Genomic DNA, 25,301 nt, shown 5'->3' on the forward strand with positions numbered 1-25,301 from the left:
AGATCACATGTTTCGCCTCGATGGAAAGATTGCGCTGGTGACGGGATGCGGGACCCTGGGAGACGGCTGGGGCAATGGCAAGGCAACGGCGGCGGTCTTGGCAAGGCTGGGGGCATCGATATATGGCTGTGATGTCGACATCGATGCGGCGGTGCAGTCTGCCGCGGCGATCGAAGCCAAGGGCGGCCGGATCCAGGTGCGGCAATGCGACGTCCGGCATGCACGTGAGGTCGCCGAACTGGTGGAGGCCTGCGTCGCCGCCTATGGGCGCATCGATATCCTCGTCAACAATGTTGGCAGGTCCGAGCCGGGGGATCCGGTCAGCATGTCCGAGGAAACTTGGGACGATCAGATCCAGGTGAACCTGACCTCTGCCTTTCTCTGCTGCAAGCACGTCATTCCGCTCATGACAGCAGCGGGAGGCGGCTCGATCATCAACATCTCATCCATCGCAGGGCTTAGGTATGCGGGCAAACCCCAGGTGGGCTATGCCGCCGCCAAGGCCGCCTTGATGCAGATGACGGCGACTACCGCCGTCATCTACGCAAAAGATGGCGTGCGTCTGAACTCGGTGGTGCCAGGCTTGATGTTTACCCCGCTGGTGCAGCGCCTGGCGCAGAAGTACGCCCAAGGTGACTACGAGGGCTTCGTCGCCCATCGGCATCAGCAGGTGCCCACGGGCCGTATGGGCGATAGCTGGGATGTCGCGCATGCGGTGGCCTTCCTGGCCAGCGACGAGAGCCGCTACATCACCGGCCAACAGTTGGTGGTGGACGGCGGCATCACGCTGTCCACGCCTTAGGCCTGGGGGAAATCATGGACGAAGAGAACTGCCAGACAGGACGGGTGGCGGGCAAGGTGGCGCTGGTATTTGGCGCCGGATGCACCGGCCCCGGCTGGGGCAATGGGCGCGCGATCGCCGTGCGCCTGGCACAGGAAGGCGCCATGGTGGTCGCGGTGGACAAGGATGAACAATCGCTGCCGGAGACGTTGGAACGCGCCGGTCGATACCGCGATCGCATCGAGACGCAGATTTGCGATGTCCAGGATTCGAGCCAAGTTGCGACGCTGATCGAGCAGACGCTGCAAAGGCACGGCCGGATAGACATCCTGATCAACAACGTCGGCGGCCCTATCGCAGGCGGTCCTGGCGCGTTGTCAGAGGACGATTGGCAGAAGCAGCTGGCGCTGAACTTGACCACAGTGTTTACAACGTGCCGGCATGTGCTGCCCATCATGGCGCGTCAGCGCGCAGGCGCGGTGGTGAATGTCTCGTCTACCTCTGCGATTCGCTGGACGGGTGCGCCGCAGGTTGGCTATGCGGCCGCAAAGGCGGGGGTGATGCAGTTTGGCCGCGTTGCCGGGGTTGAGTACGCCCAGTGCGGCGTGCGTATAAATACCGTGCTGCCGGGCCAGTTGCACACGCCGCTGGTGGATGCTTTCCTGGCCGCACAGCAGACCGCCGGCGATATCGAGGCGTTGCTGCAAAAGCGCCGGAAACGCATTCCCCTGCCCTTCGAAGGGGACGGGCGCGACACGGCGAACGCCGTGCTCTTCCTGGCTTCGGACGAAGCCAGGTTCATAACCGGCACCGAGCTCATCGTAGATGGCGGCATGAGCGCACGGTGCGATTGAGACAAAGAGGAACCCACGATGGCGAGAATCTCCTATGCGGATGTCACCAGGCCGGAAACCCGGGAACTGGTCCAGCGCATACAGCACGAGCGCGCCAGTCTGCCGAATCTGTACAGGATGCTGCTGAACAGTCCGCCCGTCGCCGAAGGCTGGCTGAATTACCTGACAGCCATCCGCCAAAAGAGCGGCCTGTCTGCCCGGATACGAGAGATGCTTATCCTGCGGGTAGCGGTGTTGAACCAGGCCGACTACGAGTTCGAGCAGCATCTGCCCATTGCATTGAAAGAAGGTTGCACCGAACAGCAGGTGGCCGCCCTGAAAGTGGGAGACCGGGCCGCGCTGGATGATAAGGCGCAAGCCGCCATTGCGTACTGCGATGAGATGACGCGCGACATCCGGGTCAAAGAGGCAACCTTCGCGACGCTGCGATCATTATTCAACGAGAAAGAGATCGTGGAGATCACGGCGACCATCGCCGCCTACAACATGGTGTCGCGTTTTCTGGAAGCCATACAAGTCGATCACGAGTAAGCGGCAAAGTCCGTCATAACGATAATGGGAGACAACAATGCGCAAGTATTTCGGAGGCATCGTGGCGTCGTGCGCTCTGGGCTTGGCCCTGAGTACGACAGCCCACGCTGGACAGCCCTATCCCGACCGACCGGTGCAACTGGTCATTCCCTTTTCACCCGGCGACACCGACAGGATGCTGCGGCCCATCACCGAGAAAATGGGGCAATACATGGGCCAGCCCTTGGTTATGAACTACAAGCCTGGGGCGGGCGGCGGCATCGGCGCGGCGTTTACTGCCGGCTCGGCGCCAGATGGATATACGCTGGTGGGAAGCTCTCCCGGTTCACTTGTGGTCGTGCCGCTCGCCAATAAAGAGGTCACCTATACGACCGATTCCTTCGCACCCGTGGCCGGGATTTCGCTGGGTGGCATGATGATCGTTGCGCCCTCGAAATCCAGATACAAGACCCTGGCCGATGTCGTAGCCGATGCCAAGGCCCGTCCCGACGCCATCGCGTATGGCACGTCGGGCGCCATGGGCATCAGCCACCTTCTTGGAGAACTCTTTGCTTCCGAAGCGAAGATCACCCTGCGCCATATCCCGTTCAAGGGCAGCACCCCGGCGGTAACCGCGTTACTAGGCGGACATACCGATATCGCGGTCTCGGCGGTCGGTCCCGCGCAAGCGCATATCGACGCCGGCGGCCTCAGGCCGCTTGCCGTGTTCAGCGATAAACGCCTGGTCGCCTACCCGGACGTGCCGACCGTGCGGGAGCTGGGCTACGACGTGGGCAGCCCGACGATCTACGGCCTGATGGCGCCCAAGGACACACCGCCCCAAGTGATCGATGCGCTTTACCAGGCCGCGCGCAAGGTGGTGGCTGAGCACGGCGCCGAGGTGGAAAAAACCCTGGCCACGCTAGGGGCGGAGGTCAGTGTGATGGGGCCCAAGGAGTATGGTGCCTATCTGCAGCAGCAGCGCGCACTGTTTTCCCGGGGTGTTGGCCTGATACGGGAGTAACTCCCGATCCCCGGACCTTTACACATGCACGCAAGCGCGGGTGAAGGCCCCTGCTGTCGCCTCACGTTTGGCGGCAGGCCTCATTCATCATCGCTCAACCACCTTGGACGCCTCAATGACTGACCACCGCGCCACGGAAAGCCGATCCATCCAACTCCAGGGATTTGGAGGAACGGACGTCTTGAAGTTGCAGACCATCGATATCCCTGCTCCTGCGACGGGCGAGGTCCAGCTGAAGCAGACCGCAATCGGCTTTAACTTCATCGACATTTATCAGCGTGCCGGCAAGTACCCACTTCCCTTGCCCACCGGCCTGGGTCACGAAGCCGCGGGTATCGTCGAAATGGTTGGCTCGGGTGTCACCGACTTTCGCGTCGGTGATCACGTGGTCTATATGAATGCCGGTGTTGGCGCATATTGCAGCCGGCGTAACGTCCCCGCAGAAAAGCTTGCGCGAATTCCCGACGGAATCGACGACGAAACTGCTGTTGCCGTCTTTTTCAAGGCCATGACGGCCCAGTATCTGGTTCGCAAGACCTTTCCTGTCAAGAAGGAGAACATCGTGGTCGTTCACGCCGCGGCAGGCGGCGTCGGACAGATCCTGAGCGGATGGGCCAAGGCATTGGGAGCCATCGTAATCGGCACGGCCGGATCGGTCGAAAAATGTGGGATCGCCATCAATGCAGGTTGTGACCACGCGGTGAATTACAGCGAGGAAGATTGGGTCGACCAGGTCATCAAGGCAAGCGATGGCAGAAAGGCTGATGTGGTCTATGACTCCGTCGGCAAGAACACCTTTCTTGGATCCCTGGACTGCACAGCCAAATTCGGCATGGTCGTCCTGTACGGAGCGGCGTCAGGACCTGCTCCGTCCATCGATCCCGAACTGCTGAACAAGAAAGGATGTCTTTTTCTGACGCGGCCGTCCGTCTTTCCCCACAATGCCGACCCCGCAACGTTTCGGGAGAACGCGGCAGAAGTATTCGACGCCATGCAACGGGGCTATTTCAAGGCATCAGTTGCCGCCCGGGTCGCCCTGGAGGACGTCGCCGATGCACACACGCTGGCGGAAAGCCGAAAGAGCGCGGGCTCGATCATCATCGTGCCGTAGAAGTTCGTTCAAAACGACTTCCCGCTGTCTCGACTGGGCGGCTCCGAAGCGCTGATCCGCGCGAGAAATCCATGCCGCGGCGACGCATGGTCAGCTGCTGAACTGGCCATTTACAGACGGCACTATTCCAGCAGCTGTGCAAGACCTCGTGCGTTTCACGGGTTCAACCCGCCTATCAATCCCCCGAACTCCGACGCAACCGATCCGTCGACTCCTTATTCAACCGCTTCGCTTCATCTTCCGCATAATCTTCCTCGCCCGAGTCATACTGCCCCTCATAGATGCAGCTGCTGCGGTACCACGCGCACTCGTTGCCTATTGAACAACCCGAACTCAGCGCGGCGAGAAACAGCACGACACCGCAGCGGCTTAACGTTTGAATCGACATATCGCTCCCTGGTTAACGACTTAGTGTAGGGGATCAAGTCGACAGATCAAGGGAATGGCGGGTTCAATATGCGCCGTCATGTATCGAGTGTTTTCTTACGGTGAATTCGCTACGCCATTTCGGCCGCAGGGGCTGACGTCCAAGATCGCCAGCCCTGCTCCCCATCAAACTCGCCTCAATACTGATACCGCATCGTCAACATCACACTGCGCGGCTGTCCGTAGTAGTTCTGCCGCGAAGCACCACCCAGCTTTTCGTAGTACTTACGATCGAACAGGTTGTCGACCGTCAGCGTGCCTTCGACATGGCGGTTGTAGCGGTAGCCGATCTGGGCCGATACGAGCGCATAGCTCCCCTGCTCCCAACGCACTTTGCCGCTCTGCAGATAATTCCCGCTATTCCAGCGCACGCCCGTACCCACGCTGAAGCCTTCCAGCGCCGGCTCCGTAAAGCGGTAGCGGGTCCACAGGTTAATGGCGTGGCGCGGGGTGATCGTGCTGTACGACAGTCCTTCCGTCCCTTGGGCCGCCTCGAGGTATTTGGTCTGCGTGTAGGCATAGCCCGCCACGATGTCCCAGTTCGGCAGCGGCGATCCGCTGATCTCGGTTTCGAAGCCCTGGCTGCGCACCTTGCCCGCGGCCACGGAATACATCGGATTGTTGAGATCGCTCATCGCCCGGTTGCGGTCCACGATCTGGAACAGCGCGGCGTGGGCGTTGAGCGCGCCGTCCATGAACGAGCCCTTCAGGCCCGTTTCGATCTGGCGCCCGACGCGCGGAGACAGCGTGTTGCCTTGGGCGTCGATCTCGGTCTGCGGCTGGAAGATGCTGGTGTAGCTGGCGTAGGCGGACAGCTGCGGCGTGAGGTCGTACACCAACCCGGCATACGGCGAGGGGCGCGCGGAGATGCGCGTTTCGGTCTGGCTGAAGTCGCCGAAGTACTGGTTGGCGTTGCGCGCGTCGTTTTTCCACCAGCTCAGGCGAGCGCCGGCGATGACCTTCAAATGGTCGGTGGCCTGGATATTCGCCCGTGTGTACAGGCCGAACTCGCTCGTGCGCCCGTCGTTGCCGTTGACCTGCTCCATTTCGGGCAGGGGCATGTCGATGACCGGCTCGTACACGTTGGTCGGGAATATGGAGCCGCCGCCGTAGTTGAACTGCTTGTGCGTGTAGCTGTAGTCGGCGCCCACCAGCACGCTGTGTTCTCGGCCGAATGCTTCGAACGGCAGGTTCACGTGGGCGTCCGCGCCCGTGGTTTTCCAGTGATTGCGGTACGACCAGGCAATGACGTTGGTATCGCCGGTGACCGGATCGACGGCTCGGTTGGGCCAGGTGGTCAGGCGGGTGGGTGTATCGGTATCGCGATGGAAGACACTCGCCTTCACGGAGCCGCCGCCGCCGAGCCGGTGCTCGAGGTCGGCAAAGACCTCGGTGGTTTCTTCTTTGATGTAGTTCCACTCGGCGCTGAGGTTGGTGCCGCGGCGCACGTCGAGCAATGAGCCATCGGCATAGGCCGGCAGGCCGAATGCTGGCGTAATGCGGGCGCGTTGATGCGTGATGCCGGCGGCCAGCGTGGTGTTCGGCGTCAGATCGGCCTCGACGATGCCGTAGATCGTGGGCCGCTCGGAATTCACGCGGTCCACGAAGGAGCCGCGATCTTCATAGGCCGCAATGAAGCGCCCCCGCACCTTGCCTTCGCTATCGAAAGGCGTGCTCAGGTCGGCCACCGCGCGGTAGTAGTCCCACGATCCGACGCTGGCCTGCGCACCGAAGGCGAATTCCTGCAGCGGACGCTTGCGCACGAGATTCACGCTGCCGCCCGGCTCACCGGTACCTTGATACAGCCCGGACGGGCCGCGCAGCACTTCGATGCGGTCGTAGATGGCCAGGTCGAAGCCCGCCGACAGGTTGCCGGCCCCGGCCGGCGCGCGCATGCCATCGACCTGGATGGAATCCAGCGTATAGCCGCGGGAAATGAATCCGGACATGTTGCCGCCGCTCGACAGCGTTTCGACAGTGATGCCGGTCACGTTACGCATCGCGTCCGACAGGCTATTGAGGTTCTGGTCATCGAGCTGCTGTCGCGTCACGACCGACACCGACTGCGGGATTTCCTTGAGCGTCTGCGTGCCCTTGCCCAGCGTGACCGCATTGCTGGTGTACGAGCCCGTCCCTTCGCTGGTGGCGCGTTCGGCCATCCCCGTGACGGTCACGGCTTCCAACTGGGTGACCCCGCCTTGCGGCGCGGCCTGCATGGAATAGGTGCCCGCCGCGCCGGGCACGGCGCGATAGCCGGTGCCCGCCAGCAGCCGGTCAAAACCTTGCTGCACGCTCATCTCGCCCGAGATGCCCGGGCTCTGGCGGCCTGCCAGCCAGGCCGGGTCGTAGACGATCTGTACGCCCGCGGCGGCGGCATAGCGCGACAGCACGGTGTCGAGCGGTCCCGCGCCGATCGCCACGGAGCGCACCTGCGAGGCTGGCGCCGTGCCGGTCTGCGCGGCGGACTGCGCGCCCGCCGTCGCGCTTGCCATGGCCGTGCACCATAGAGCCGACCAGATCATTGCCTTGCGGGATCCTCTGCCCCGCGCTGCGCGTACACGTGCCATCACTCTTTCATCCTTTCATCGTCAAGCTGGAAGCGCCCGCATCCCCTCGATGCGGTCTCACTTCCTACTCCGTACGACAACGAAAAAGTGATCACCTCGATGCAAAATATTTTTATGCGAGGCCGTTCAAGCGCCCGCCGGCCCGACCGATACCCAATAGCGTGTGACGCGTTGCACCGCGATCGGCAGGCGTTCGGCCAAGGCGCTCAAGGCCGCGTCGGTATCGCGCAGCGACAGCGCGCCTGACACCCGCAAGTCGGCGACCTCGGGCGAGCAGCGCAGGAAGCCCGGGCGATGGCGCGCCAGCTCTGCGACCACATCGGCCAGGCGCTGGTCGCGCACGACCAGCATCCCCTGCTCCCAGAACGCCGCGCTGTCGTCCACGGGCGCAAGCGCGCCGGTCTGGCCTAGCGTGAAGCTGCCCCGTTGCCCGGCGTCGATGCGCAAGGGCGCGGCGTGCGCCGGACGCGCCAGCACCGCGTGCTCGAACACCATGACCTCGGTGCGATCGTCGATCAGGCGCACCGAAAAGCGCGTGCCCAAGGCCTGCACCTCGCCCTGCGGGGTCTGCACCACGAACGGCCGATACGTGGGTTCCGTCTCGTGGCCGGTAGTCACCAGCACCTCGCCCGCCACCAGCACCAGACGGCGTTCGGCGGTTCCGTAGCGCAGGTCGACGGCGCTGCCGCTGTTCAATACCAGCCGCGTGCCATCGTCGAGCATGCGAGTCAGTTGTTCGCCCGCGGCGGTGCGCAGATCGGCGCGCCAGGCGGGCGCTTCGCGCCACGCAATCCAGCCAGTCGGCGCCGCGACGCCCAGCCCAAGCGCCACGCGCAGCACGGCGCGGCGGCCCTGCCGCTTGCGGGTGGCGCGCAGCACGTCATGTCCGATTCCTGCAGGCAGCCCGTCAAATGCGCCCAGCACCTGTTCGGCGCGTGCCCAGGCCTGCGCATGGGCCTCGCCCTGCGCAAGCCAACGCTCGAACACCCGTTGTGTTTGCGCATCGGCGGGCTCGTAACGCAGCCGGATAATCCAGTCGGCCGCTTCTTCCAGCAGCATGTCGCCCGGCACGGCCGTCATGGCGTCCCAGCCCCGGCGAATACGTCCGTGATCGCCGCTACAGGTTGAAAGTGCGTACAGGCCCCCGCGCCGAGGCAGGTTGTCAGCCACCCGCTCATGCGGCGACGGTCATGCAGGCCATCAGGGCCTTGCGCAGATGGCGCCGAACCGTGATCACGGGTTTGCCCGTCTGCTCGGAGATCTCCTGCAGCGTCAGCCCGTCCAGTTGGGCGAGCAGGAACATGTCGCGCGTGGCGTCGGGCAGGCGCCGCAGCATGGCGTCGATGGCCACCAGCGTCTGCACGATCATGAGGCCCGTTTCCGGCGACGGCACCTGCGGCTCGGGCAGATGCGCGATCGCGTCCAAATAGGCCTGCTGCACCGCCCGGCGGCGCCAATGGTCGACCAGCAGCCCCTTGGCAATATGCGTGATCAGAGCGCGCGGCTCCTCGCGCAGCACGGGAGGCCGGCGCGCGGCCATCAGCCGCACGAACGTGTCATGCGCCAGATCGGCCGCATCGCCGCTGTCGCCCAGCTTGCGATGGAGCCAGCCTTGCAGCCAGCCATGGTGATGGCGATAAAGCTGCTCGACTGCAGGAAGAGAAAGTGAGTCGGTAGATTGCAAGATGCCGCGTAGTCTACCGAATGCGAATAAGAAATACTATTAATTGCAACAAATGGGTGAGTGCCGGCGCAGCTTGCGCGCAACAGGCGGCGTCATACCCACGCGGTATCAAGCTCGATCACACGCGCCCCGGTAAACCTCCCGATGATGGGCATATCGAGTCATTCAACGGTCGACTGCGTGATGAATACCCTAACGTGCAGGAATTCATCACGCTGCACCACAAGCGAAAAACGAGACAGGATGGGCTCTGGTTTATATATCGTCAACGGTTGTCAGAAATCTCCCTGAACTCATCATCGGTCATCACCCACCCGCTTCCTTTGCCACAAGAGACTCGTTTGAATCTGTAGACCTTCTGATAGCTCCATCCCTCGCCTAGCGAACAGACTTCACCGGGAGCAAGCGAAAAAATGACCGGCGCAACATCGTCATTTTCCGCATACACGTCTATAGAAGCGGTGACCTCCCACCGGCCTTGGGGCGAATCGGAACACCCGCACAATGCAGCAATCATTGCCAGAACAATCAAGACAGCCTTCATTTCGTTTTCGGGTACGAAGTGCGCCTGACTACGCGAGAAGATCGAGACACGATTAGCAGCACCTCTTTCGGGCTCACAGCAGTTCTTCTCGAGGCTTCCCATTGAAATCGGGGATCGTGGGCTAGCACTCCCGACCATCTCTGTATTCGAATCATGGTTGCGCCCGCAGCGAGAGGGTCACTGGCGACCACACAGTCCCGAGCACACTTCCAATGCCTGCATCGTCGTCCATCTTTTCGCCCTGGCTAGTAGGTAAGCGACGAATGTCACGAATAACCAGAACCTGGTCGATCAGCAGTGTCTTATGCGCCCTACGATTTCTTCGCAATCAATGGACATAGCTCTGTAGCTCGGCCATTCTTCCACAAAATCCTGAAGAGGCCTGACGAGGCATCTGACCTGAAACCCAGTTACTCAGGTTCTACTTAAAACCTGCGCGTGCCGCCCCGCAATCCCCGTCGCCGCCTGCCTCATTCGCTCCACCACTTCCCCAAACCGCTCCACTCCCAACCGTTCCGCCATCGCCGTCACGGTAATCGCCCCCAAGGCCTCGCCTCGTGCCGACATGATCGGCACCGCGACCGCGCTGGTCCCCGGCATCAGCCCCGCCGGCGCATGCGCCAGCCCTTCTCGCCGCGCCACGTCAACCCGAGCAATCACATCCTCCACCCGCTCCCCCAACACCTCCAGCCGCGCCGCATTGCTGCGCACCAGACTCTCGCTTTCCTCGGCATCCAAGCTGGCCAGCAACGCGACGCCAGAGACCCCCACCCCCAGCGGCCTGCGAACACCGACCTCAATCGACAGCACCTGTATCGGGTGCCGTCCCGTCCGCCGGCCAATGCATATCGAGTCATGCCCATGCCGGATGCTGAGGAACACCGTATCCCCTACCTGATCCGCCAGCTCCGCCATATACGGATCCGCCAGCGTCAGCAACGGAAACCGCCGCGTGCGCGCCAGCCCAAGCAGGGTGACCTCCTGCCCGATCAAATACCGCCGCGTCTCCGGATCCTGTTCGACGGCCTCTTCTTGAACCAAGGTCTTGAGTAATCGATGCACGGTCGGGCGATTCAGGCCGGACATCCGTTCTAAGTCCACCAGACGCACGCCCCGCTCTTGCCCGCACGCAATCAAGCGCAGCAGCGCGAGCGCTCGCCGGACGGTTTGCGCGCCCGACGCGCTTTTATCGTCGGGATCGCTCATGCGGCCTCCGGTTTCATCACCGCCTTCGCCGTCTGCGCGATGCCGCGCTTGGTGACGATGGGGCCCAGCGATGCGTAGTTGGGCCCGCCGATTCGGCAGATGGGGCGCAGCAGGCCGGTGTCAATCTTGCCGTCCTGCATCAGGCCGTCTCGGATGTGGAACATGACGACTTCGCCCACGAAGAATTCGGCGCCGGTGTTTCCAAACGCCGTGACGCTGTGCAGCCGGCATTCCAGGCTGATGGGGGCGGCGGCAAGACGAGGCGTGGCGATTACCGTGCCGGGAAGAACTTCCAAGCCCAATAACTCGGCTTCGCTCACTTCCGGCGGATGCTCCTGGGCGCTCTCGTGCAACGGATCCAGAAGCGTCTCGTCCGCGATGTTTACGACAAAATGGCCGTTCTCCATGATGTTCCGACCAGTGTCTTTGCGTTCGCCGGCTTTACGGCCGATGTTGACGCCGATCATGGGTGGCTGGTTGGAGACGAAGGTGTAGCAGCTGAAGGGCGCCAGGTTGACGCCGCCGTTGCGGTTGACGCTGCTGATCCAGGCGATGGGCCGGGGAACGACGATGCCGCTCATCAACCGATAGGTCTGTTCGGGGTTCAGGTCGGTGGCGGGGAAGTGCATGGTTGTCTCGCTCCGTAGTCCGGATATTGAACATCAAATTTGGCCGTATCGATGCGCAAACAGTGCGCCAAGCCTTATTTTCCGGTGCTGAAAGCCAAGTCCACACACCACCTCCAAACTCCAGTTTGAAAAGAGTCCAATATCCGGAACTTTTTGCGAAATTCGCGTTGTTCGACATAGCGGCAATTCCTACAGTGTCATCAAACAAACAAAACGCGATGACACGCACAGGAGACTAACCATGAACCGCACCGCGCTCCGCGCCTGCGCCACTGTGGCGCTGACCGTCCTGACTTCGATGGCGCACGCCGCCTGGCCTGAGAAGCCCGTGAAGATTGTTGTGCCCTACCCGCCCGGCGGGAATGTGGACGTGGCGGCGCGGCTTATCGCGCCGGGGTTGCAGGCGGCGCTGGGGCAGCCGTTCATCGTGGAGAACAAGCCGGGTGCGGGCGGCATGATCGCCGGCGAGCAGGTGGCGCGTTCGGACCCGGACGGCTACACGCTGTTCATGGCCGCAAATGGCCCGCTGCTGTTCTCGCCGCTGATATTCAAGCGCGAGGCCTATAAGTGGGACCGGGATTTCGCGCCGATCAGTTCGGTGTCGTTCACGCCGCTGGTGCTGCAGGTGCGGCCAGGCCTGCCCGCCAAAACGCTCGATGAACTGCTGGCGCTGGCCAAGAAGGAGCCGGGCAAGCTGAACATGGCGTCGCCGGGCGCCGGAACGACGAATCATCTGGTCAGCGAACTGCTGCAATCGCTGACGGGCGCGCGTTGGACGACAGCCCAGTACAAGGGTAATGCGCCCGCCACAACCGATCTGCTGGGCGGCCAGGTGGACTTCAATTTCGACCAGATTTCAGTAGCGCTGCCGTACGTGAAGGAGGGGCGGCTGCGGGCGCTGGCGGTGACGACGGCCAAGCGCGTGCCGTCGATGCCGGACGTGCCGACGTTCGCCGAAGCCGGTGTGCAGGGCATGGAAGCGGCGACGTTCACCGGCCTGCTTGCGCCCAAGGGCACGCCGCCAGATGTCCTGAACAAGCTGAGCGCGGCGCTAACCAAGATCCTGGCGGAGCCGACGATCATCCAGCGCTTTGATGATCTGGGCGCCGAGGCGCGCGGCAGTTCGCCCGAGGAATTCACGCGCTATCTGGCATCCGAAGACGCGCGCTGGACCCCGATCATCAAGCGCGCCGGCATTACGGCCAACTGATCCAGGGACGCCGCCGCGGCATCAGCGCCGGCGTCCTTCCCCCATACATCGACCCGATACGGAACCCGCCATGAGCAGACGCAGCATCTACGCCGAAGGCTTCAGCCACAAGAATCCCATTCCCGCCGCCTGCCGGATCGGCGCCATGCTCTATTCCGGCAGCATTCAGGGCACCGATCCGGCCACGGGCGCCTATGGCGAGTCGCTGGAACGCCAGTGCGAACTGATGTTCGACCACGTGCGCCGCATCGTGGAAGCGGGCGGCGGGTCGCTGGACCATGTCGCGAAGATGACCGTGTGGATGCGCGACCGCAGCCAGCGCGCGGCGCTGAATGCGGTGTGGCTGAAAGCGTTTCCGGATGCGCAGAACCGTCCGGCGCGCCACACGATGCAGGCCGACCTTGATGGCGACAAGCTCATCGAGTGCGATTTCGTGGCCGTGATCGGATAAGGAGGCCAGAAGATGACGCAATACCAGCCCTTTCATTCCCATCCGACGGCGCCGGCGTATCGCCCGCCGGCCGGATCGTGCGATAGCCAATTTCACGTGTTCGGCTCTGCGGACCAATATCCCGTGCGCCCGGGCGCAGCCTACGAGATGCCCAGCGCCACGATCGAGACCGCACTGGGCCTGCACCGGCTGCTGGGCATCGAGCGCGGCGTGATCGTGCAGGCCACCACGTACGGCGCGGATCACCAGGTGGTGCTGGACGGCCTGGCGGCCGCCGGACCGTCCTATCGCGGTTGCGCGAATGCGGTGGTGCTGGCCGAGCGCGATGACGCCTACATCCAGAAGCTGCACGATGCCGGCGTGCGCGGCGCGCGATTCACGCGCCAGGGCCTGGGCATCAGCATGTCGCCCGACGTGTTCGACCGCGCCATCGCCCGCATCCGCGAGCTGGGCTGGTACGCGAAGTTCCAGCCCGAGCCCGACGGCATGATGGCGCAGGCCGCGCAGTTCGAGCGGCTGGACATCCCCGTGCTGTTGGATCACATGGGCCGCGCGGACCCCAACGCGGGCGCAGCGGATCCCACGCGGCGCCTGCTCGAATCGCTGCTGGCGCGCGGCAATTTCTGGGTGATGTTGTCGCTGACCGAGAAGATCTCGCGCACAGGCCAGCCCTGGGACGACGTGATTCCGTTGGCCCAGTCGCTGATCGCCGCGAACCCGGACCGCGTGGTGTGGGGCAGCGACTGGCCGCATCCGGTGTCGGTGAAGGCGACGCCGGACGAAGGCCGCCTGCTGGACCAGCTGGCGCGCTATGCCGGCGACGAAGCGACGCTCAAGAAGATCCTGGTCGACAACCCTGCCCGCCTGTTTGGATTCAACGAATGAAACTCCTCAGCTTTACCCATCAAGGCCGCGCGCGCTTTGGCGCCCTGCGCGGCAACGACGAAATCGTTGCGCTGGACGGCCACGGCCATGACAGCCTGCGCGCCGCACTGGACGCCGGCGATCTGCCCGCGCTGGCGCGTCTGGCCGACACGCTGTCCGTCACGCACCGGCTGGACGAGGTGCGCCTGCTGCCGCCGATCCCCGCGCCCGAGAAAATCATCTGCGTGGGCGTGAACTACGGCAAGCGCAACGAGGAGTACCAGGACGGCAGCGCGCCTCCGGCCTATCCCAGCGTGTTCCCGCGCTTTCCGGGATCTTTCGTGGGGCACGGCGCGCCCCTGCTGCGCCCGCCCGAGTCCGAGCAGCTCGACTACGAAGGCGAGATCGCCATCGTGATCGGCAAGGCCGGACGCCGAATTTCCGCGCAAGACGCCTGGAGCCACATAGCAGGCCTGACGTGCCTGAACGAAGGCACGGTGCGCGACTGGATCAAGCACGGAAAGTTCAACGTGACCCAGGGCAAGAACTTCGACGCCAGCGGGTCGATGGGCCCCTGGATGGTGACGGCCGACGAGTTCGACCCGGCCGCGCCGCTGACGGTCAGCACGCGGGTGAACGGCGAACTGCGCCAGCAGGACACCACCGACAACCTGATGTTCCCGTTTGCCGAACTGATCCGCTACATCTCCATCTGGACAACGCTCAAACCCGGCGACGTGATCTCCACCGGCACGCCCATTGGCGCCGGCGTGCGCTTCACGCCGCCGCGGTTCCTGAAGCCGGGCGATGTCGTCGAGGTGGAAGTGGCCGGGATCGGCATCTTGTCCAACCCCGTGGCCGACGAATCGGCCGTGCCCGCCTAAGGAACCGCCATGCTGAATGAAGAAGATCGCGACCGCGCCGCCGGCCTGCTGCTGGAAGCAGAACGCAGCGGCGTGCCCACCACGCAGCTTGACCAGGCCTTTCCCGGCATCGAGATCGCGGACGCCTATGCGATCCAGAAGCGCATCATCGACCAGAAACTTGCTGCGGGCGCCAGGCTGCGCGGCCACAAGATCGGTCTGACGTCCAAGGCGATGCAGAGTACCGTCGGCATCGATGAACCCGACTACGGGCATCTGCTGGACACGATGTTTTATCAGGACGGCGAGACCATCCCGACTGACAAACTGATCGTGCCGCGCGTGGAGGTGGAGCTGGCCTTCGTGCTGGGCAAGCCGCTGCATGGCCCCGACGTCAGCCTGTTCGACGTCCTGGACGCCACCGACTACGTGGTGCCGGCGCTGGAACTGATCGACGGGCGCAGCAAGTATCCGCGCCGCATCGTCGACAACATCGCCGACAACGCGGCATGCGCTGGCATCGTGCTGGGCGGCCGGCCGGTGCGGCCGCTGGACATCGACCTGCGCTGGGTCGGCGCCCTGCTGCTGAAGAACGGCGTCATCGAGGAATCCGGCGTGTCCGCCGCGGTGCTGGGGCATCCGGCCCTGGGCATCGCCTGGCTGGCCAACAAACTGGCCCAGCACGACACAGGCCTGGCGGCCGGGCAGATCGTGCTGGCCGGGTCGTTTACCCGCACCGTCGCGGTCAAGCGCGGCGATACCCTGCATGCCGACTACGGCAAGCTGGGCAGCATCTCGGTGCACTTTTCCTAGGACGGCGCATGGAACTCCCGATCAACTCTTTCAAGCGCGCGCTGCGCGAACAGCGCCACCAGACCGGGCTGTGGGTCACGCTTGGCCACCCGAACAGCACCGAACTGGTGGCGGCCAGCGGCTTTGACTGGCTGCTGCTGGACACCGAGCACACGCCCGTGCTGCTGCCCACGGTGATGGCGCAATTGCAGGCCGCGGCCGCCTACGGCAGTCATCCGGTCGTGCGCCCGTCGTGGAACGACAAGGTGCAGATCAAGCAATACCTGGACATCGGCGCGCAGACCCTGCTGCTGCCCTATGTGCAGAACGCGGCCGAAGCCGAAAGCGCCGTCGCTGGCATGCGCTACGCGCCGCGCGGCGTGCGCGGCGTCAGCGGCACCATGCGCGCCACGCGGTACGGCCGCGTGGCCGACTACATGCGCCGTTGCGAGGACGAACTGTGCCTGCTGGTGCAGGCCGAGACCGGCGAAGCCCTGGAAAACCTTGACGCAATCATCGCGGTCGATGGCGTGGACGGCGTATTCATCGGCCCGGCGGACTTGGCGGCCAGCCTGGGTTATCCGGGCGAACCCCTGCATCCGAAGGTGGTGGCCGAGGTCGAACAAGCCATCAGACGGGTGCGCGCGGCCGGCAAGGCGCCGGGCGTGCTGACGCCAGATGAAACGCTGGCTCGGCGCTACATGGCCGCGGGAAGCCTGTATACGGCGGTGGGCGTGGATGCGGCGATCCTGGCGCGGCATTGTGATCAGTTGGCGGCGCGATTCGCCGTATCGGCTTAGAAATGAACCGCGGCGGGTGGCGCGATTCGTGCCACCCGCCGCCCCCGAGCGCCTCTATTTCCTGGGATAAGACCCCAACACCCGAAACTCGCCATGCTTGGCCAGAAACGCCGTCAATTCCCCTTGCTTGGCATGCCCCGCGACTTCGATCAGATATCGGTGCGTATCCAGCGTCTTCTTGCTAGGCCGTTCATACACGGTCAGCACCTGCACCCCTGCCCCGGTCAGCGCCGCCAGCGACGCGCCGAATTTGTCGTCGGACTTGTTGAGCAGCAGCGACGTCTTGTCGTTGCCAGTGGGCGCGGGCATCTCGCGGCCCAGAACCCACCAGCGGGTGACGTTGTGCGGACCCTCTTCGATGCCGTCGACCAGCGACACCAGTGAGTAAACACTGGCGCCGACCTTGGGCCCGAACGAGGCCTTGTCCAAGGTCGGGCTATTGGCCACGGTCTGCGCGGCAGCGCCTCCACTGGCGGCGTCGGTGCGGCGCACGTTGGGCATTTCGCGGTCCACCCACGGTTTGACCTCTTCGAAGGCCACGGGGTGGGCGAAGACTTCCTTGATGTCCTCGCGCTTGGCGCCGGGCTTGGCCAGCAGGCTGTAGCCGAGCATCTTGGGATACTCCGCGACGATGGTGACGTTGGGCAGGTCAAGGACGGCGTCCAGGTACGGCGTGACACCCACCACCGACGTCGTGACGGGAACGCAGGCGCGTTCGACCTTGCCGTCGGTGTAGCTTTTGAAGAGTTCGTCGCGGGTGAGCGGCACCAGGTCTTTGGGCCCGAAGAGATCGAGACACGCTTGATGCGTCCAGGAGCCGGCGGGGCCCAGGTAGGCGATAGGGCCGGCCACGGCCGGATTGTTGACGGAGAGGTTCAAGGTAAGCAGGCCTAAGACGGTGAGCGATGTAAGAGTCTTCATGTTCCGTTCCTGGTGGTCGCGTGCAGGTCCGTGGACATGATACTTAGAACTACCCGCTCGATCTCATAAATGCCGGTGGCTGCAAACCATGGTTTGTCCGGTCAGCTCGCCGATCAGGCCCGCCAGCCCCTCAGCACTTTCCTGGTCCAGGCCTTCTGTTCTTACCAGCCGAAAGCCCATCGCCAGGCTGTAGCGCCAATCCAGTTCCAGGATGCGGTAGTCGCGGCCATTCCCCGCACAGCGCCATTGCGCCGCGGGATCCTCGTAAGCCGCGCCGATGAAATCGGCATGCGATTCAAACGGCGGCATGGACTCCAGGGGTTCCGCTGAACCCGGCAGGCAGGGTTCGGAAAAGTTTTCACCCACCGCCACATGCGGGGCTGGACCGTCATAAGCCAGCAGCACCAGCGGAAAATTCTTGGGATCCGCGTCGTAGGCGGCTCTTGCGTCTTCGCTGAGATAGGGCCGCGCCGCAGGGCCAAGACAATACTGGGGGCTGTGCCAGTCGCTGTCCTCAGCGTCGGCATACAGCGCCGCCGGCGTAATGCCATGGGTGGCCAGTAGCGCCAGGGTCTCTTCCATGGTGTCGGCGTGGCGGATCAGGATGTTTGCTGGCAGATACCCTGCCCTTGCATACATCGCGATCACGTCGCCCGGCGTACGCAAGGATTCTTGATACTGGTATGACCCTTCGTTCAAGCCCGCCAGGCCCATGCTCAGATTCAGCAACGCGCGATACGGGACATTATCGCCGCGCGGTTCCAACACATATCCGCCCTCCAGCAATCTGGCTTCAAGCGCTCGCCAATCGGGCGGCGGCAAGTGCATATCGCGGGGGCACAGGAACTGGTGGTGTTCGGACATCGATGAAACTCGCTGAGGGGTGTAGCCGGGGCGTGTCGACGTGCACTGCCGAAGGCGGGCATGTCATTTATCTCGAGGAGGCAACACTGTAATGCAATGCCCCTGGATCGTCGGATGACGTTCCGTCAAGGTATATCCGAAGCCACGCCGATCCGCTTACTTCACCGCCGCATTCCCTCCATCCGCAAACAAGGCAGAGCCTGTCACGAAGCTCGCCATCGAACTCGCCAGGAACAACGCCGCGGAAGCGATCTCCTCCGGCAGGGCAATCCGCTTCATGGCATGCAACCCGGCCGCCCACTCCTTTTGCGCGCTGTCGCCGGCCATCGCCGTGTCCACGCCGCCGGGCAGCAGCGCGTTGGCCCTGATGCCCTTGTCGCCGTAGTCGGCAGCAATACCCTTGACCAACCCCATCAGCCCCGCCTTGGCGGTTCCGTAGGCCGCCATGCCGGGCAGTCCCACACTGGTGCCCACAAAGCTGGACGTGAAAATGATGGACCCGCCCCCGCGCGCGAGCATCGCGGGGATCTGATGGACGCATCCCAGGAAGGCCGAATGCAGGTTCATCGCAATCGTGGCTTGCCAGTCGGCGAACGTGATAACGGCAAGCGGTGCGATCGGACCGGTGGCGCCGGCGTTGTTAAGTGCGATATCCAGGCCGCCAAATGCGTTTATCGCTTCTGCCACCAATCGCTGATGGGTCTCGGGCTGACTGACGTCGCCCGCGATGACACTCGCCTGTCCACCTTTTGCCCGGATGCTCGCTGCAACCTCTTCAAGCGCGGCTTCGCCCCTGGCATTTAATACGACAGCGGCGCCCTCGGCGCTGAACAACAGCGCGGCGGCGCGGCCGATTCCAGAGGACGCACCCGTGATGATGGCCACTTTGCCCTGCAACAGACCCATGATGATTCTCCGAATTGGATGACGTGTCGCCATTCTCGCGATCGTCCATCCAGGCGGATATCCGGTTCTTGCGCCTATGAAAAACGCGCACACGGTTCCCCCTGTCCCGCTGAACTATTGGTGCCGGAGCCGATCCGCCCGAATATGCCGCAAGCCGATAAAAGGTAGACAATATTTGGCGTAGCCAAGCAGAAGACGCAACCTGTTTCCCTTCCTGCCCGCTGAATTCCTTGGTTGCTGAAGACCGAACGAACGGAGCGAAACCATGCGCACTGTCGTACAGACGCCCAAAGCGGCCCCGCGCTCCGCGTTGTCCAAACGCGACGGGCGTAGCGCCGTGGAAGTTCGGCCGGCGCGACGAAATTCCGTCGACGATACGTGGGACACCAAGGAAGACCAGCGCGCTCCCGCCCCGCCGGTATCTCCCGCTCACGATTTAAGGCGCATCCCCATTCATCCTCCGGCCGCCACGCTAGCCATCAATAGCGCCGGTGACAAATACGAGCAGAACGCCGAGCGAATCGCGAGGAAAGTGTTGGAGATGCCGCAGGCGCAGGCCACCGAGCGGCAAACCGATCCTGGTTCTCGCCAATCGCCGCTGCCGATGCAGATGGCGGCGCCCACCGCAGCGACGCATGTCGAGGCCGCCCCCATCGTTCAGGGCGTGCTGACCGCTGCGGGCCGGCCGCTCGACTCACGAACCCGGGCTTTCATGGAACCCCGGTTTGGCGCGGACTTCGGCAATGTCCGCGTGCATGCCGATTCGAGCGCGGCGATATCGGCTGACGCCGTCCAGGCCCGCGCATTCACGGTGGGCCATCAAATCGTGCTGGGCGCCAGCGAGTATGCGCCCGGCACACCTGCGGGCCGCGCGCTGCTTGCGCACGAGCTGGCGCATGTGGTCCAGCAAACGTCGATGGCAACCGGCCGCGCGATGCTGCTGCAGCGTGAGCCGCTCGGGCCGACCTATGGGAATCTGCCCAGGGACATGCCGGCGCCAGGTTCGTCGGGCGATGTGGTCCGGCTCAGGCAAGTCAACGGATCCTGGAAAGAAGTTGGCCCCAAGTACACCCGCACGGCGCGCGGCAACTATGACTTTGTCGTGAAGGACAAGGAGATATTTGCCGTCAAAACGAAGAGGACATTGGGCGGGGGGTATGGCCATACCGAGGCCGCCCGTGGCGAGCGAGTCAATTGGGCGGGCCAGGTGGAGTTCGAAGGCGGGAAGGTGAAGACGTGGAATGACGGGTCGGGGCACTACCGCTCCCTGTCAAGCATGCGACAGCCCGCCGTGGACGCCGGGATGCCGAAAGACAAGTTCGTACAACATGTCGAGACGGCGCCGCGCCCTCGTCCAAAATCCTCTTTGCCCCAACTCCCCGTCGAACAACCCGCCACCAAGCCGCGCGTGCCCGGCGAGCCGCCAAAGGTCGGCGCCGGCCCACCCCGCATGGCCGAGTTCGAGGCGCGGTACGGAAAGGCGCCGACCGCGGTGCCTGCCACCGCCGCCAGCACGGTCGTGGCCGAGGAAGCCACTTCGGTCCTGAAGGTGTCGGGCCGCACCGCCTCCGCGCTGGGCAAGATCGGCAGCGCCGCCGGCTGGGTGGCGGACTTCCTGATGCCCGGCCCGCAAGACGCCATCATGCTGATGGTGCAGTTCGCCATGACCTACGCCGAAGCGCAGGATGCGGCGCGGGCCGAAGGGATGCGCACAGGGTTCGGGCACGGACTGTGTGCGGGACTGCTGCGGCTGAGCCGCGGCTGGATACGCGACAACCTGGCGCCCAAGGTCATCAGCCGCAGCGTCGCCAGCGAAGTCGCGGCCACCACCGGGTATCGCGAGAAAGGCGTGGTGCAGGGTCTGGTGGCCGGCATCTCATTCGCGGAACGTCTCTCGGCGGATCAACGCAAGGCCCTGATCAAGGAGGCGACGCGCGCCATGCGGGCCAAGGGCGACGATATGACCCTGCGCGCGCGCTGGGAGCGCGGCTACACGGCAAACGACATCATCGACATGTCCGTCGCCCTGGCGCCGCGCATCACGGAGATCCTTGAAGAAGCGCAGAAGAACGAGGAACTGCGCCAGGCGGCGGAGAACTGGAAGAAGTTCAAGAAGTACGGTCCGTTGATGCCGCTGGAACCGCTGTTCAAATCATTCGAGTCATAGCAGGCAGGATGCTGCCAGGACTCGATTGGCTACACTTCCTTCCCATGCGCAACCCGTCCGATCCCTTCGCCCCGCCAAAGAAGCAGCGCGCCGCCCGCCAGAACTCGCTCTTGTGGATTCTTGAACCGCTGGAGCGGGATGCCGGCTACACGCACCGCAACATGTTCGGCGCCGACGCGGCATACCTTGACGGACTGCTATACCTGATCGTCGCCGACCGCGACGATCCGTGGAACGGCGTGATGGTAAGCACGTCGCAAGACCGCCATGCGGCCTTGCTTGCGGACATACCCGAGCTGATACCCCATCCGGTGCTGGGAAAGTGGCTGTATCTGCCGCAATCGAACGAGTCGTTCGAATCGATTGCGGCAACGCTGGCGATGCTGGCGGTGGCGCGCGACCCGCGCATGGGAGTTGTGCCCAAGCCGAGGGCGCGTCGCGGTTCGCCCAGTTTAGGCAGGTAATTAGCTGCCCGGTGAAACCGATCCGTTGTCAGCACAGGCCGCAGGGACACAGCGTCCTGGCTGATCAAGCCTGTCGATCTAGCCGATCAGAACCCGCTTCAATTCTTCGAAGAAGGCTGGAATGGTATATCCCCCTCCAGCTGGATCGAAAGATCTCCAGTTTTCCGCAAATGCAGTTGCGGCACCCGGCCCAAATTCGGCAACAAATCTGTCCATCTCCCGGCACGCTTGAGCGATATCTTCTGGAGCGGTCACCCTCTTATAGCAAAGGGCTACTTCCTCTATGGTCTCGCCAAAAAGGTCATAGTCCTGATGAAAGTACCCCCCAAGGAGTGCGTTCAAGGCAGGGTAACTCTCCACAATCACAGTCATTTAAGTTCCAGATAGGAAGTTAAGACGAAGCAAGGCACCCCGTTGTAGGGCTGCTTTTTCAGCAAAGGCCGATAAACCAATGACTGTTACAAGCCGCCAGATACCAGGCAATCAGAGTGGTCTGATCTTGCTGTGCAACCGATCGCTGAGTCCTGTTCCACGACACCTCCCCGGGCACTCGTCCTCTGGCAAGCTGGCGATTGATCGGGTCTATTGCCCCTCGCCAGCCTGCCAGCTTCCAACGAGCCCAGCCGGCAGCGCCCCTTACCCGCCCACCCTCACCACCAGCTTCCCAAAGTTCTTCCCTTCCAGAAGCCCGATCAACGCTTCCGGCGCCCTCTCCAGCCCTTCAACCACATCCTCGCGCCAGCGCAGCTTGCCTTCGCGAATCCACTGGCCGGCCACCCGCAGGAACTCGTCTTCCTGCTCTTTCGGAAAGTCGAACACGATGAACCCTTGCATGGTGATGCGCCGGGCGAGGATTTCGCGCATGGTCGCGGGCAGACGGTCCGGGCCGCTTCGGTCGGCGGGGCCGTCGTTGTAGTTGGCGATCAGTCCGCACACGGGCACGCGGGCGAAGTCGTTCAGCAGCGGCAGCACGGCGTCCCACACATGGCCGCTGACGTTTTCGAAGTAGACGTCGATGCCGTCGGGGCAGGCCTCGGCCAGCTTTTGCGCGAAATCGGGTGCGTGGTGGTCCACCACCACGTCAAAGCCCAGTTCTTCTTTGACGAAGGCGCACTTTTCCGGACCACCCGCAATGCCCACCACGCGAGCGCCCTTGATGCGAGCGATCTGGCCGACGACCGAACCGACCGCGCCGCTGGCGGCCGCGACGACGACGGTCTCACCTGGCTTGGGCTTGCCGATGTTGAGCAATCCGACATAGGCCGTGAGGCCGGGCATGCCAAGCACGCCAAGTGCAGTCGACGGCGGTGCGATGGTCGGATCGAGGCGGCGCAGGTCGCTGCCGTCCGACAGTGCGTAGCGTTGCCAACCGGCGGCCGACAACACGATGTCGCCTTCGCGCCAGTCGGGGTGCCGTGAGGTTTTGACGCGGGCGACGGTGCCGCCCACCATCACGTCGCCGATTTCCATGGGCGGCGCATAGGATTTCGCATCGCTGACGCGCCAGCGCATGTAGGGGTCCAGCGACAGGGTCTGGACTTCCAGCAGCACCTGGCCGTCGGCCGGTTCAGGAATAGGCGCGTGTTCGACGCGGAAGTCGCCGGTTTTGGGACGGCCAACGGGCCGGGACGCCAGGACGACGCGCAGGTTTTGGGTTTGAGTCATGGTGAAAGCTCCTTGAATTGAGTCGGACATTTCGCGACAAGGGACATCCTAGGCAGCCGCCAGAGTTACAGCTAGACTGATATCTCTTAAACCAGACTTCACGGATTGATAATGTCAGGCGATTTCGACCCCGCCCTGCTCCGAACCTTTGTCGCCGTCTGCCGCCTCGGCAGCCTGAGCCGCGCCGCGGATCAGGCCGGGCGCGCGCAGTCGGCGCTCAGTACGCAGATACGCCGGCTGGAGGAGATGGTGGGCAAGCGCCTGCTGCACCGCACCGGCCGCGGCATGGCGCCCACGACCGAGGGTGAGCTGCTGCTTAGCTATGCCAACCGCATCCTGGCGCTGGGCGAGGCGGCTGCGGCACGGTTGCGCGAGCGCGCGGTGGCGGGCAGCGTGCGCATCGGACTGTCGGAGGACGTGGCGGTGGCGGCGTTGCCCGCGGCGCTGGGCCGGCTGCGGCGTTCGTGCCCCAATCTGCACCTGGAAGTCATCATCGACGACGGCGAGCGGCTCGCGGCGCGCTGGCAGGAAGGCACGCTGGACGTGGCGGTGGGCGCATGCACCGGTTTCGTGGACGAACCCATCGAGACGTGGTCTGTCGATCTGCACTGGGTGTGCGGCATCGACGAGGCGCCGGATCCGGACCAGCCGCTGGACGTGATCGTGTACGCCGAACCGTGCTCGTGGCGCCGGCTGGCGTTTGATGCGCTGACTGCTGCGGGACGGGATTTCCGGGTCTCGCTGACCAGCCACAACGTAGGCGCGACCGTCGCGGCCGTCGAAAACGGCTTGGGCGTCGCGTTGCTGACCACCGAGTGCCTGCGGCCGGACACCATGCGGGTGATATCGATCGGTGACGACGGCACGGCGCCGCTGACCGCGCAATTTGGCCTGTACGCGGCGCATCGGCTGAACGACAGCGGCCGGGCCGCCGTCGAGCTGCTGCGAGAAAGCCTGCGCGGGTGGACGGCGCCGGCGGCGCCGCGGGAGGCCGGCCTGATCCTCGCCTGACGCGGTTGCCCGCCAATTTTGTTACCCCCGGCCGTCCCGCCCCGGTGCCACACTATCTGCACGCCCCGAGCCGCCGCGCTGCGCCCTCGCCTTCCAGGCCATGGCCCGCGCCATCGGGATCGACGCACACCAGGAGGAACCAAGCCATGACCACGCCCCCCGCACCCGCCGGCAACGGCGACCGGCCCGCCATGCAGACGCCCCCGGTCGTTTCCGCCGAAGACTGGGAAGCCGCCCGACTGCAACTTCTGCTGAAAGAGAAAGCCCACACCCGCGCCCGCGACGCCCTGGCCGCGGAACGCCGCCGCATGCCCTGGGTGGCCGTGGACAAGGAATACATCTTTGAAGGCCCCGCCGGGCAGGTTACGTTGCGCGACCTGTTCGACGGCCGCCGGCAGCTCATCGTCTATCGCGCATTCCACGAGCCCGGCGTGTTCGGCTGGCCCGACCATGCCTGCCGCGGCTGCTCGATGGTGGCCGACCAGGTCGCGCACGTGGCGCATCTGAACGCGCGCGACACGACGCTGGTCTTCGTCTCGCGCGCGCCGCAGGCCGACATCGAACGGCTGAAGGCCCGAATGGGCTGGACGATGCCTTGGTTTACGCTGACCGACAGTTTCGACGCCGACTTCGGCGTGGACGAATGGCACGGCACCAACGTGTTCTTCCGCGACGGAGATCAGGTGTTCCGCACGTATTTCCTGAACAACCGCGGCGACGAGCAGATGGGCGGCACATGGAACTACCTGGACATCACGCCGATGGGCCGGCAGGAAGTCTGGGAGGATTCGCCCGCGGGTTACCCGCAGACTCCCCCCTACAAGTGGTGGAACTGGCACGACAGCTATGTGCCGGATGCGCCGCCGGATAAGAAGTGGGTGGAGGTTTCCGACGCAGGAGAGAAAGCGTTCCGCAACCATTGCGACGGAAAGTAGGCTCGAAGCGCAAAAAAGGCTTGCTTTAAGATATGCGCGGTCGCAATTCTTG

The 25,301-nt window shown here is 63.9% G+C and carries 27 protein-coding genes; 16 read left to right on the forward strand and 11 right to left on the reverse strand.

Going from position 1 to position 25,301, the window contains the following annotated elements; translation table 11 throughout:
- Positions 1-7 precede the first annotated feature (7 nt).
- The 5 genes from RT614_RS15135 (at position 8) to RT614_RS15155 (ending at position 4,280) form a co-directional block, all read left to right on the forward strand.
- Complete coding sequence (locus RT614_RS15135; protein WP_313622946.1) at positions 8-802, forward strand: SDR family NAD(P)-dependent oxidoreductase; 795 nt, start codon at positions 8-10, stop codon at positions 800-802.
- 14 nt (positions 803-816) lie between these two features.
- Positions 817-1,635, forward strand: coding sequence for an SDR family NAD(P)-dependent oxidoreductase (locus RT614_RS15140; RefSeq protein ID WP_313622947.1), 819 nt, complete (start codon positions 817-819; stop codon positions 1,633-1,635).
- Between the two features lie 18 nt (positions 1,636-1,653).
- Positions 1,654-2,166: a carboxymuconolactone decarboxylase family protein gene (locus RT614_RS15145; protein ID WP_313622948.1), complete on the forward strand. Its 513-nt coding sequence runs from the start codon at positions 1,654-1,656 to the stop codon at positions 2,164-2,166.
- A gap of 37 nt (positions 2,167-2,203) precedes the next feature.
- Positions 2,204-3,169 (forward strand): tripartite tricarboxylate transporter substrate binding protein, encoded by a 966-nt coding sequence (locus RT614_RS15150; RefSeq protein ID WP_313622949.1) that lies wholly within the window; start codon positions 2,204-2,206, stop codon positions 3,167-3,169.
- A gap of 115 nt (positions 3,170-3,284) precedes the next feature.
- Positions 3,285-4,280 carry a quinone oxidoreductase gene (locus tag RT614_RS15155; protein ID WP_313622950.1) on the forward strand — a complete coding sequence of 332 codons (996 nt, stop codon included), beginning with the start codon at positions 3,285-3,287 and terminating at the stop codon, positions 4,278-4,280.
- 563 nt (positions 4,281-4,843) lie between these two features.
- Here the strand turns inward: RT614_RS15155 and RT614_RS15165 are convergent.
- The 3 genes from RT614_RS15165 to RT614_RS15175 form a co-directional block, all read right to left on the reverse strand.
- Positions 4,844-7,198 carry a TonB-dependent siderophore receptor gene (locus RT614_RS15165; protein WP_313622952.1) on the reverse strand — a complete coding sequence of 785 codons (2,355 nt, stop codon included), beginning with the start codon at positions 7,196-7,198 and terminating at the stop codon, positions 4,844-4,846.
- 201 nt (positions 7,199-7,399) lie between these two features.
- The gene (locus RT614_RS15170) at positions 7,400-8,353 is read right to left on the reverse strand and encodes a FecR domain-containing protein (protein WP_313622953.1); all 954 of its coding nucleotides are present in this window, start codon (positions 8,351-8,353) and stop codon (positions 7,400-7,402) included.
- A 94-nt stretch (positions 8,354-8,447) separates the two neighbouring features.
- On the reverse strand, positions 8,448-8,957 hold the full coding sequence (locus RT614_RS15175; protein WP_313622954.1) for a sigma-70 family RNA polymerase sigma factor: 510 nt from the start codon (positions 8,955-8,957) through the stop codon (positions 8,448-8,450).
- Between the two features lie 20 nt (positions 8,958-8,977).
- Between RT614_RS15175 and RT614_RS15180 the strand changes: the two genes are divergently transcribed.
- The gene (locus RT614_RS15180) at positions 8,978-9,310 is read left to right on the forward strand and encodes an integrase core domain-containing protein (RefSeq protein ID WP_409558477.1); all 333 of its coding nucleotides are present in this window, start codon (positions 8,978-8,980) and stop codon (positions 9,308-9,310) included.
- Here the strand turns inward: RT614_RS15180 and RT614_RS15185 are convergent.
- The 3 genes from RT614_RS15185 to RT614_RS15195 form a co-directional block, all read right to left on the reverse strand.
- A complete protein-coding gene (locus RT614_RS15185; RefSeq protein ID WP_313623240.1) occupies positions 9,223-9,501 on the reverse strand; it encodes a hypothetical protein in 279 nt (92 codons plus the stop codon). The two genes, RT614_RS15180 and RT614_RS15185, sit on opposite strands and share 88 nt — an antisense overlap.
- A 414-nt stretch (positions 9,502-9,915) precedes the next feature.
- The gene (locus tag RT614_RS15190) at positions 9,916-10,707 is read right to left on the reverse strand and encodes an IclR family transcriptional regulator (protein ID WP_313622955.1); all 792 of its coding nucleotides are present in this window, start codon (positions 10,705-10,707) and stop codon (positions 9,916-9,918) included.
- Complete coding sequence (locus RT614_RS15195; RefSeq protein ID WP_313622956.1) at positions 10,704-11,336, reverse strand: flavin reductase family protein; 633 nt, start codon at positions 11,334-11,336, stop codon at positions 10,704-10,706. The genes RT614_RS15190 and RT614_RS15195 overlap by 4 nt, the downstream gene beginning before the upstream one ends.
- 241 nt (positions 11,337-11,577) lie before the next feature.
- Here RT614_RS15195 and RT614_RS15200 point away from each other — a divergent pair, with 241 nt between their 5' ends.
- The 6 genes from RT614_RS15200 (at position 11,578) to RT614_RS15225 (ending at position 16,316) form a co-directional block, all read left to right on the forward strand.
- A complete protein-coding gene (locus RT614_RS15200; protein WP_313622957.1) occupies positions 11,578-12,546 on the forward strand; it encodes a tripartite tricarboxylate transporter substrate binding protein in 969 nt (322 codons plus the stop codon).
- A gap of 70 nt (positions 12,547-12,616) precedes the next feature.
- On the forward strand, positions 12,617-12,997 hold the full coding sequence (locus RT614_RS15205) for a RidA family protein (protein WP_313622958.1): 381 nt from the start codon (positions 12,617-12,619) through the stop codon (positions 12,995-12,997).
- Positions 12,998-13,009: 12 nt separating this feature from the next.
- Complete coding sequence (locus tag RT614_RS15210) at positions 13,010-13,882, forward strand: amidohydrolase family protein (protein WP_313622959.1); 873 nt, start codon at positions 13,010-13,012, stop codon at positions 13,880-13,882.
- Positions 13,879-14,745 (forward strand): fumarylacetoacetate hydrolase family protein, encoded by an 867-nt coding sequence (locus tag RT614_RS15215; RefSeq protein ID WP_313622960.1) that lies wholly within the window; start codon positions 13,879-13,881, stop codon positions 14,743-14,745. The genes RT614_RS15210 and RT614_RS15215 overlap by 4 nt, the downstream gene beginning before the upstream one ends.
- 9 nt (positions 14,746-14,754) lie before the next feature.
- Positions 14,755-15,537 carry a 2-oxo-hept-4-ene-1,7-dioate hydratase gene (hpaH, locus tag RT614_RS15220; RefSeq protein WP_313622961.1) on the forward strand — a complete coding sequence of 261 codons (783 nt, stop codon included), beginning with the start codon at positions 14,755-14,757 and terminating at the stop codon, positions 15,535-15,537.
- Between the two features lie 8 nt (positions 15,538-15,545).
- Positions 15,546-16,316, forward strand: a complete 771-nt coding sequence (locus RT614_RS15225; RefSeq protein ID WP_313622962.1) for an HpcH/HpaI aldolase/citrate lyase family protein — start codon at positions 15,546-15,548, stop codon at positions 16,314-16,316.
- A 54-nt stretch (positions 16,317-16,370) separates the two neighbouring features.
- Here RT614_RS15225 and RT614_RS15230 read toward each other — a convergent pair whose 3' ends face one another.
- The 3 genes from RT614_RS15230 to RT614_RS15240 all read right to left on the reverse strand — a co-directional run bounded on the left by RT614_RS15230 (position 16,371) and on the right by RT614_RS15240 (position 19,007).
- Complete coding sequence (locus RT614_RS15230; RefSeq protein ID WP_313622963.1) at positions 16,371-17,237, reverse strand: prephenate dehydratase; 867 nt, start codon at positions 17,235-17,237, stop codon at positions 16,371-16,373.
- Between the two features lie 63 nt (positions 17,238-17,300).
- Positions 17,301-17,951 carry a hypothetical protein gene (locus tag RT614_RS15235; protein WP_313622964.1) on the reverse strand — a complete coding sequence of 217 codons (651 nt, stop codon included), beginning with the start codon at positions 17,949-17,951 and terminating at the stop codon, positions 17,301-17,303.
- A 306-nt stretch (positions 17,952-18,257) separates the two neighbouring features.
- Positions 18,258-19,007: an SDR family oxidoreductase gene (locus RT614_RS15240; protein ID WP_313622965.1), complete on the reverse strand. Its 750-nt coding sequence runs from the start codon at positions 19,005-19,007 to the stop codon at positions 18,258-18,260.
- Between the two features lie 541 nt (positions 19,008-19,548).
- Between RT614_RS15240 and RT614_RS15245 the strand changes: the two genes are divergently transcribed.
- Positions 19,549-21,174, forward strand: a complete 1,626-nt coding sequence (locus RT614_RS15245) for a DUF4157 domain-containing protein (RefSeq protein WP_313622966.1) — start codon at positions 19,549-19,551, stop codon at positions 21,172-21,174.
- A 44-nt stretch (positions 21,175-21,218) separates the two neighbouring features.
- Positions 21,219-21,638, forward strand: coding sequence for a hypothetical protein (locus RT614_RS15250; RefSeq protein ID WP_313622967.1), 420 nt, complete (start codon positions 21,219-21,221; stop codon positions 21,636-21,638).
- Positions 21,639-21,716: 78 nt separating this feature from the next.
- Here RT614_RS15250 and RT614_RS15255 read toward each other — a convergent pair whose 3' ends face one another.
- Positions 21,717-22,010: a contact-dependent growth inhibition system immunity protein gene (locus tag RT614_RS15255; protein WP_313622968.1), complete on the reverse strand. Its 294-nt coding sequence runs from the start codon at positions 22,008-22,010 to the stop codon at positions 21,717-21,719.
- Between the two features lie 264 nt (positions 22,011-22,274).
- Positions 22,275-23,303 carry an NADP-dependent oxidoreductase gene (locus RT614_RS15260; protein WP_313622969.1) on the reverse strand — a complete coding sequence of 343 codons (1,029 nt, stop codon included), beginning with the start codon at positions 23,301-23,303 and terminating at the stop codon, positions 22,275-22,277.
- Positions 23,304-23,414: 111 nt separating this feature from the next.
- Here RT614_RS15260 and RT614_RS15265 point away from each other — a divergent pair, with 111 nt between their 5' ends.
- Together RT614_RS15265 and RT614_RS15270 are read left to right on the forward strand one after the other, a co-directional pair.
- On the forward strand, positions 23,415-24,314 hold the full coding sequence (locus tag RT614_RS15265) for a LysR family transcriptional regulator (RefSeq protein WP_313622970.1): 900 nt from the start codon (positions 23,415-23,417) through the stop codon (positions 24,312-24,314).
- Between the two features lie 146 nt (positions 24,315-24,460).
- Positions 24,461-25,249, forward strand: a complete 789-nt coding sequence (locus tag RT614_RS15270) for a DUF899 domain-containing protein (protein WP_409558478.1) — start codon at positions 24,461-24,463, stop codon at positions 25,247-25,249.
- The last annotated feature ends 52 nt before the right edge of the window (positions 25,250-25,301 follow it).

Source organism: Achromobacter sp., from assembly GCF_032102605.1.
Lineage (GTDB): Bacteria > Pseudomonadota > Gammaproteobacteria > Burkholderiales > Burkholderiaceae_B > Achromobacter.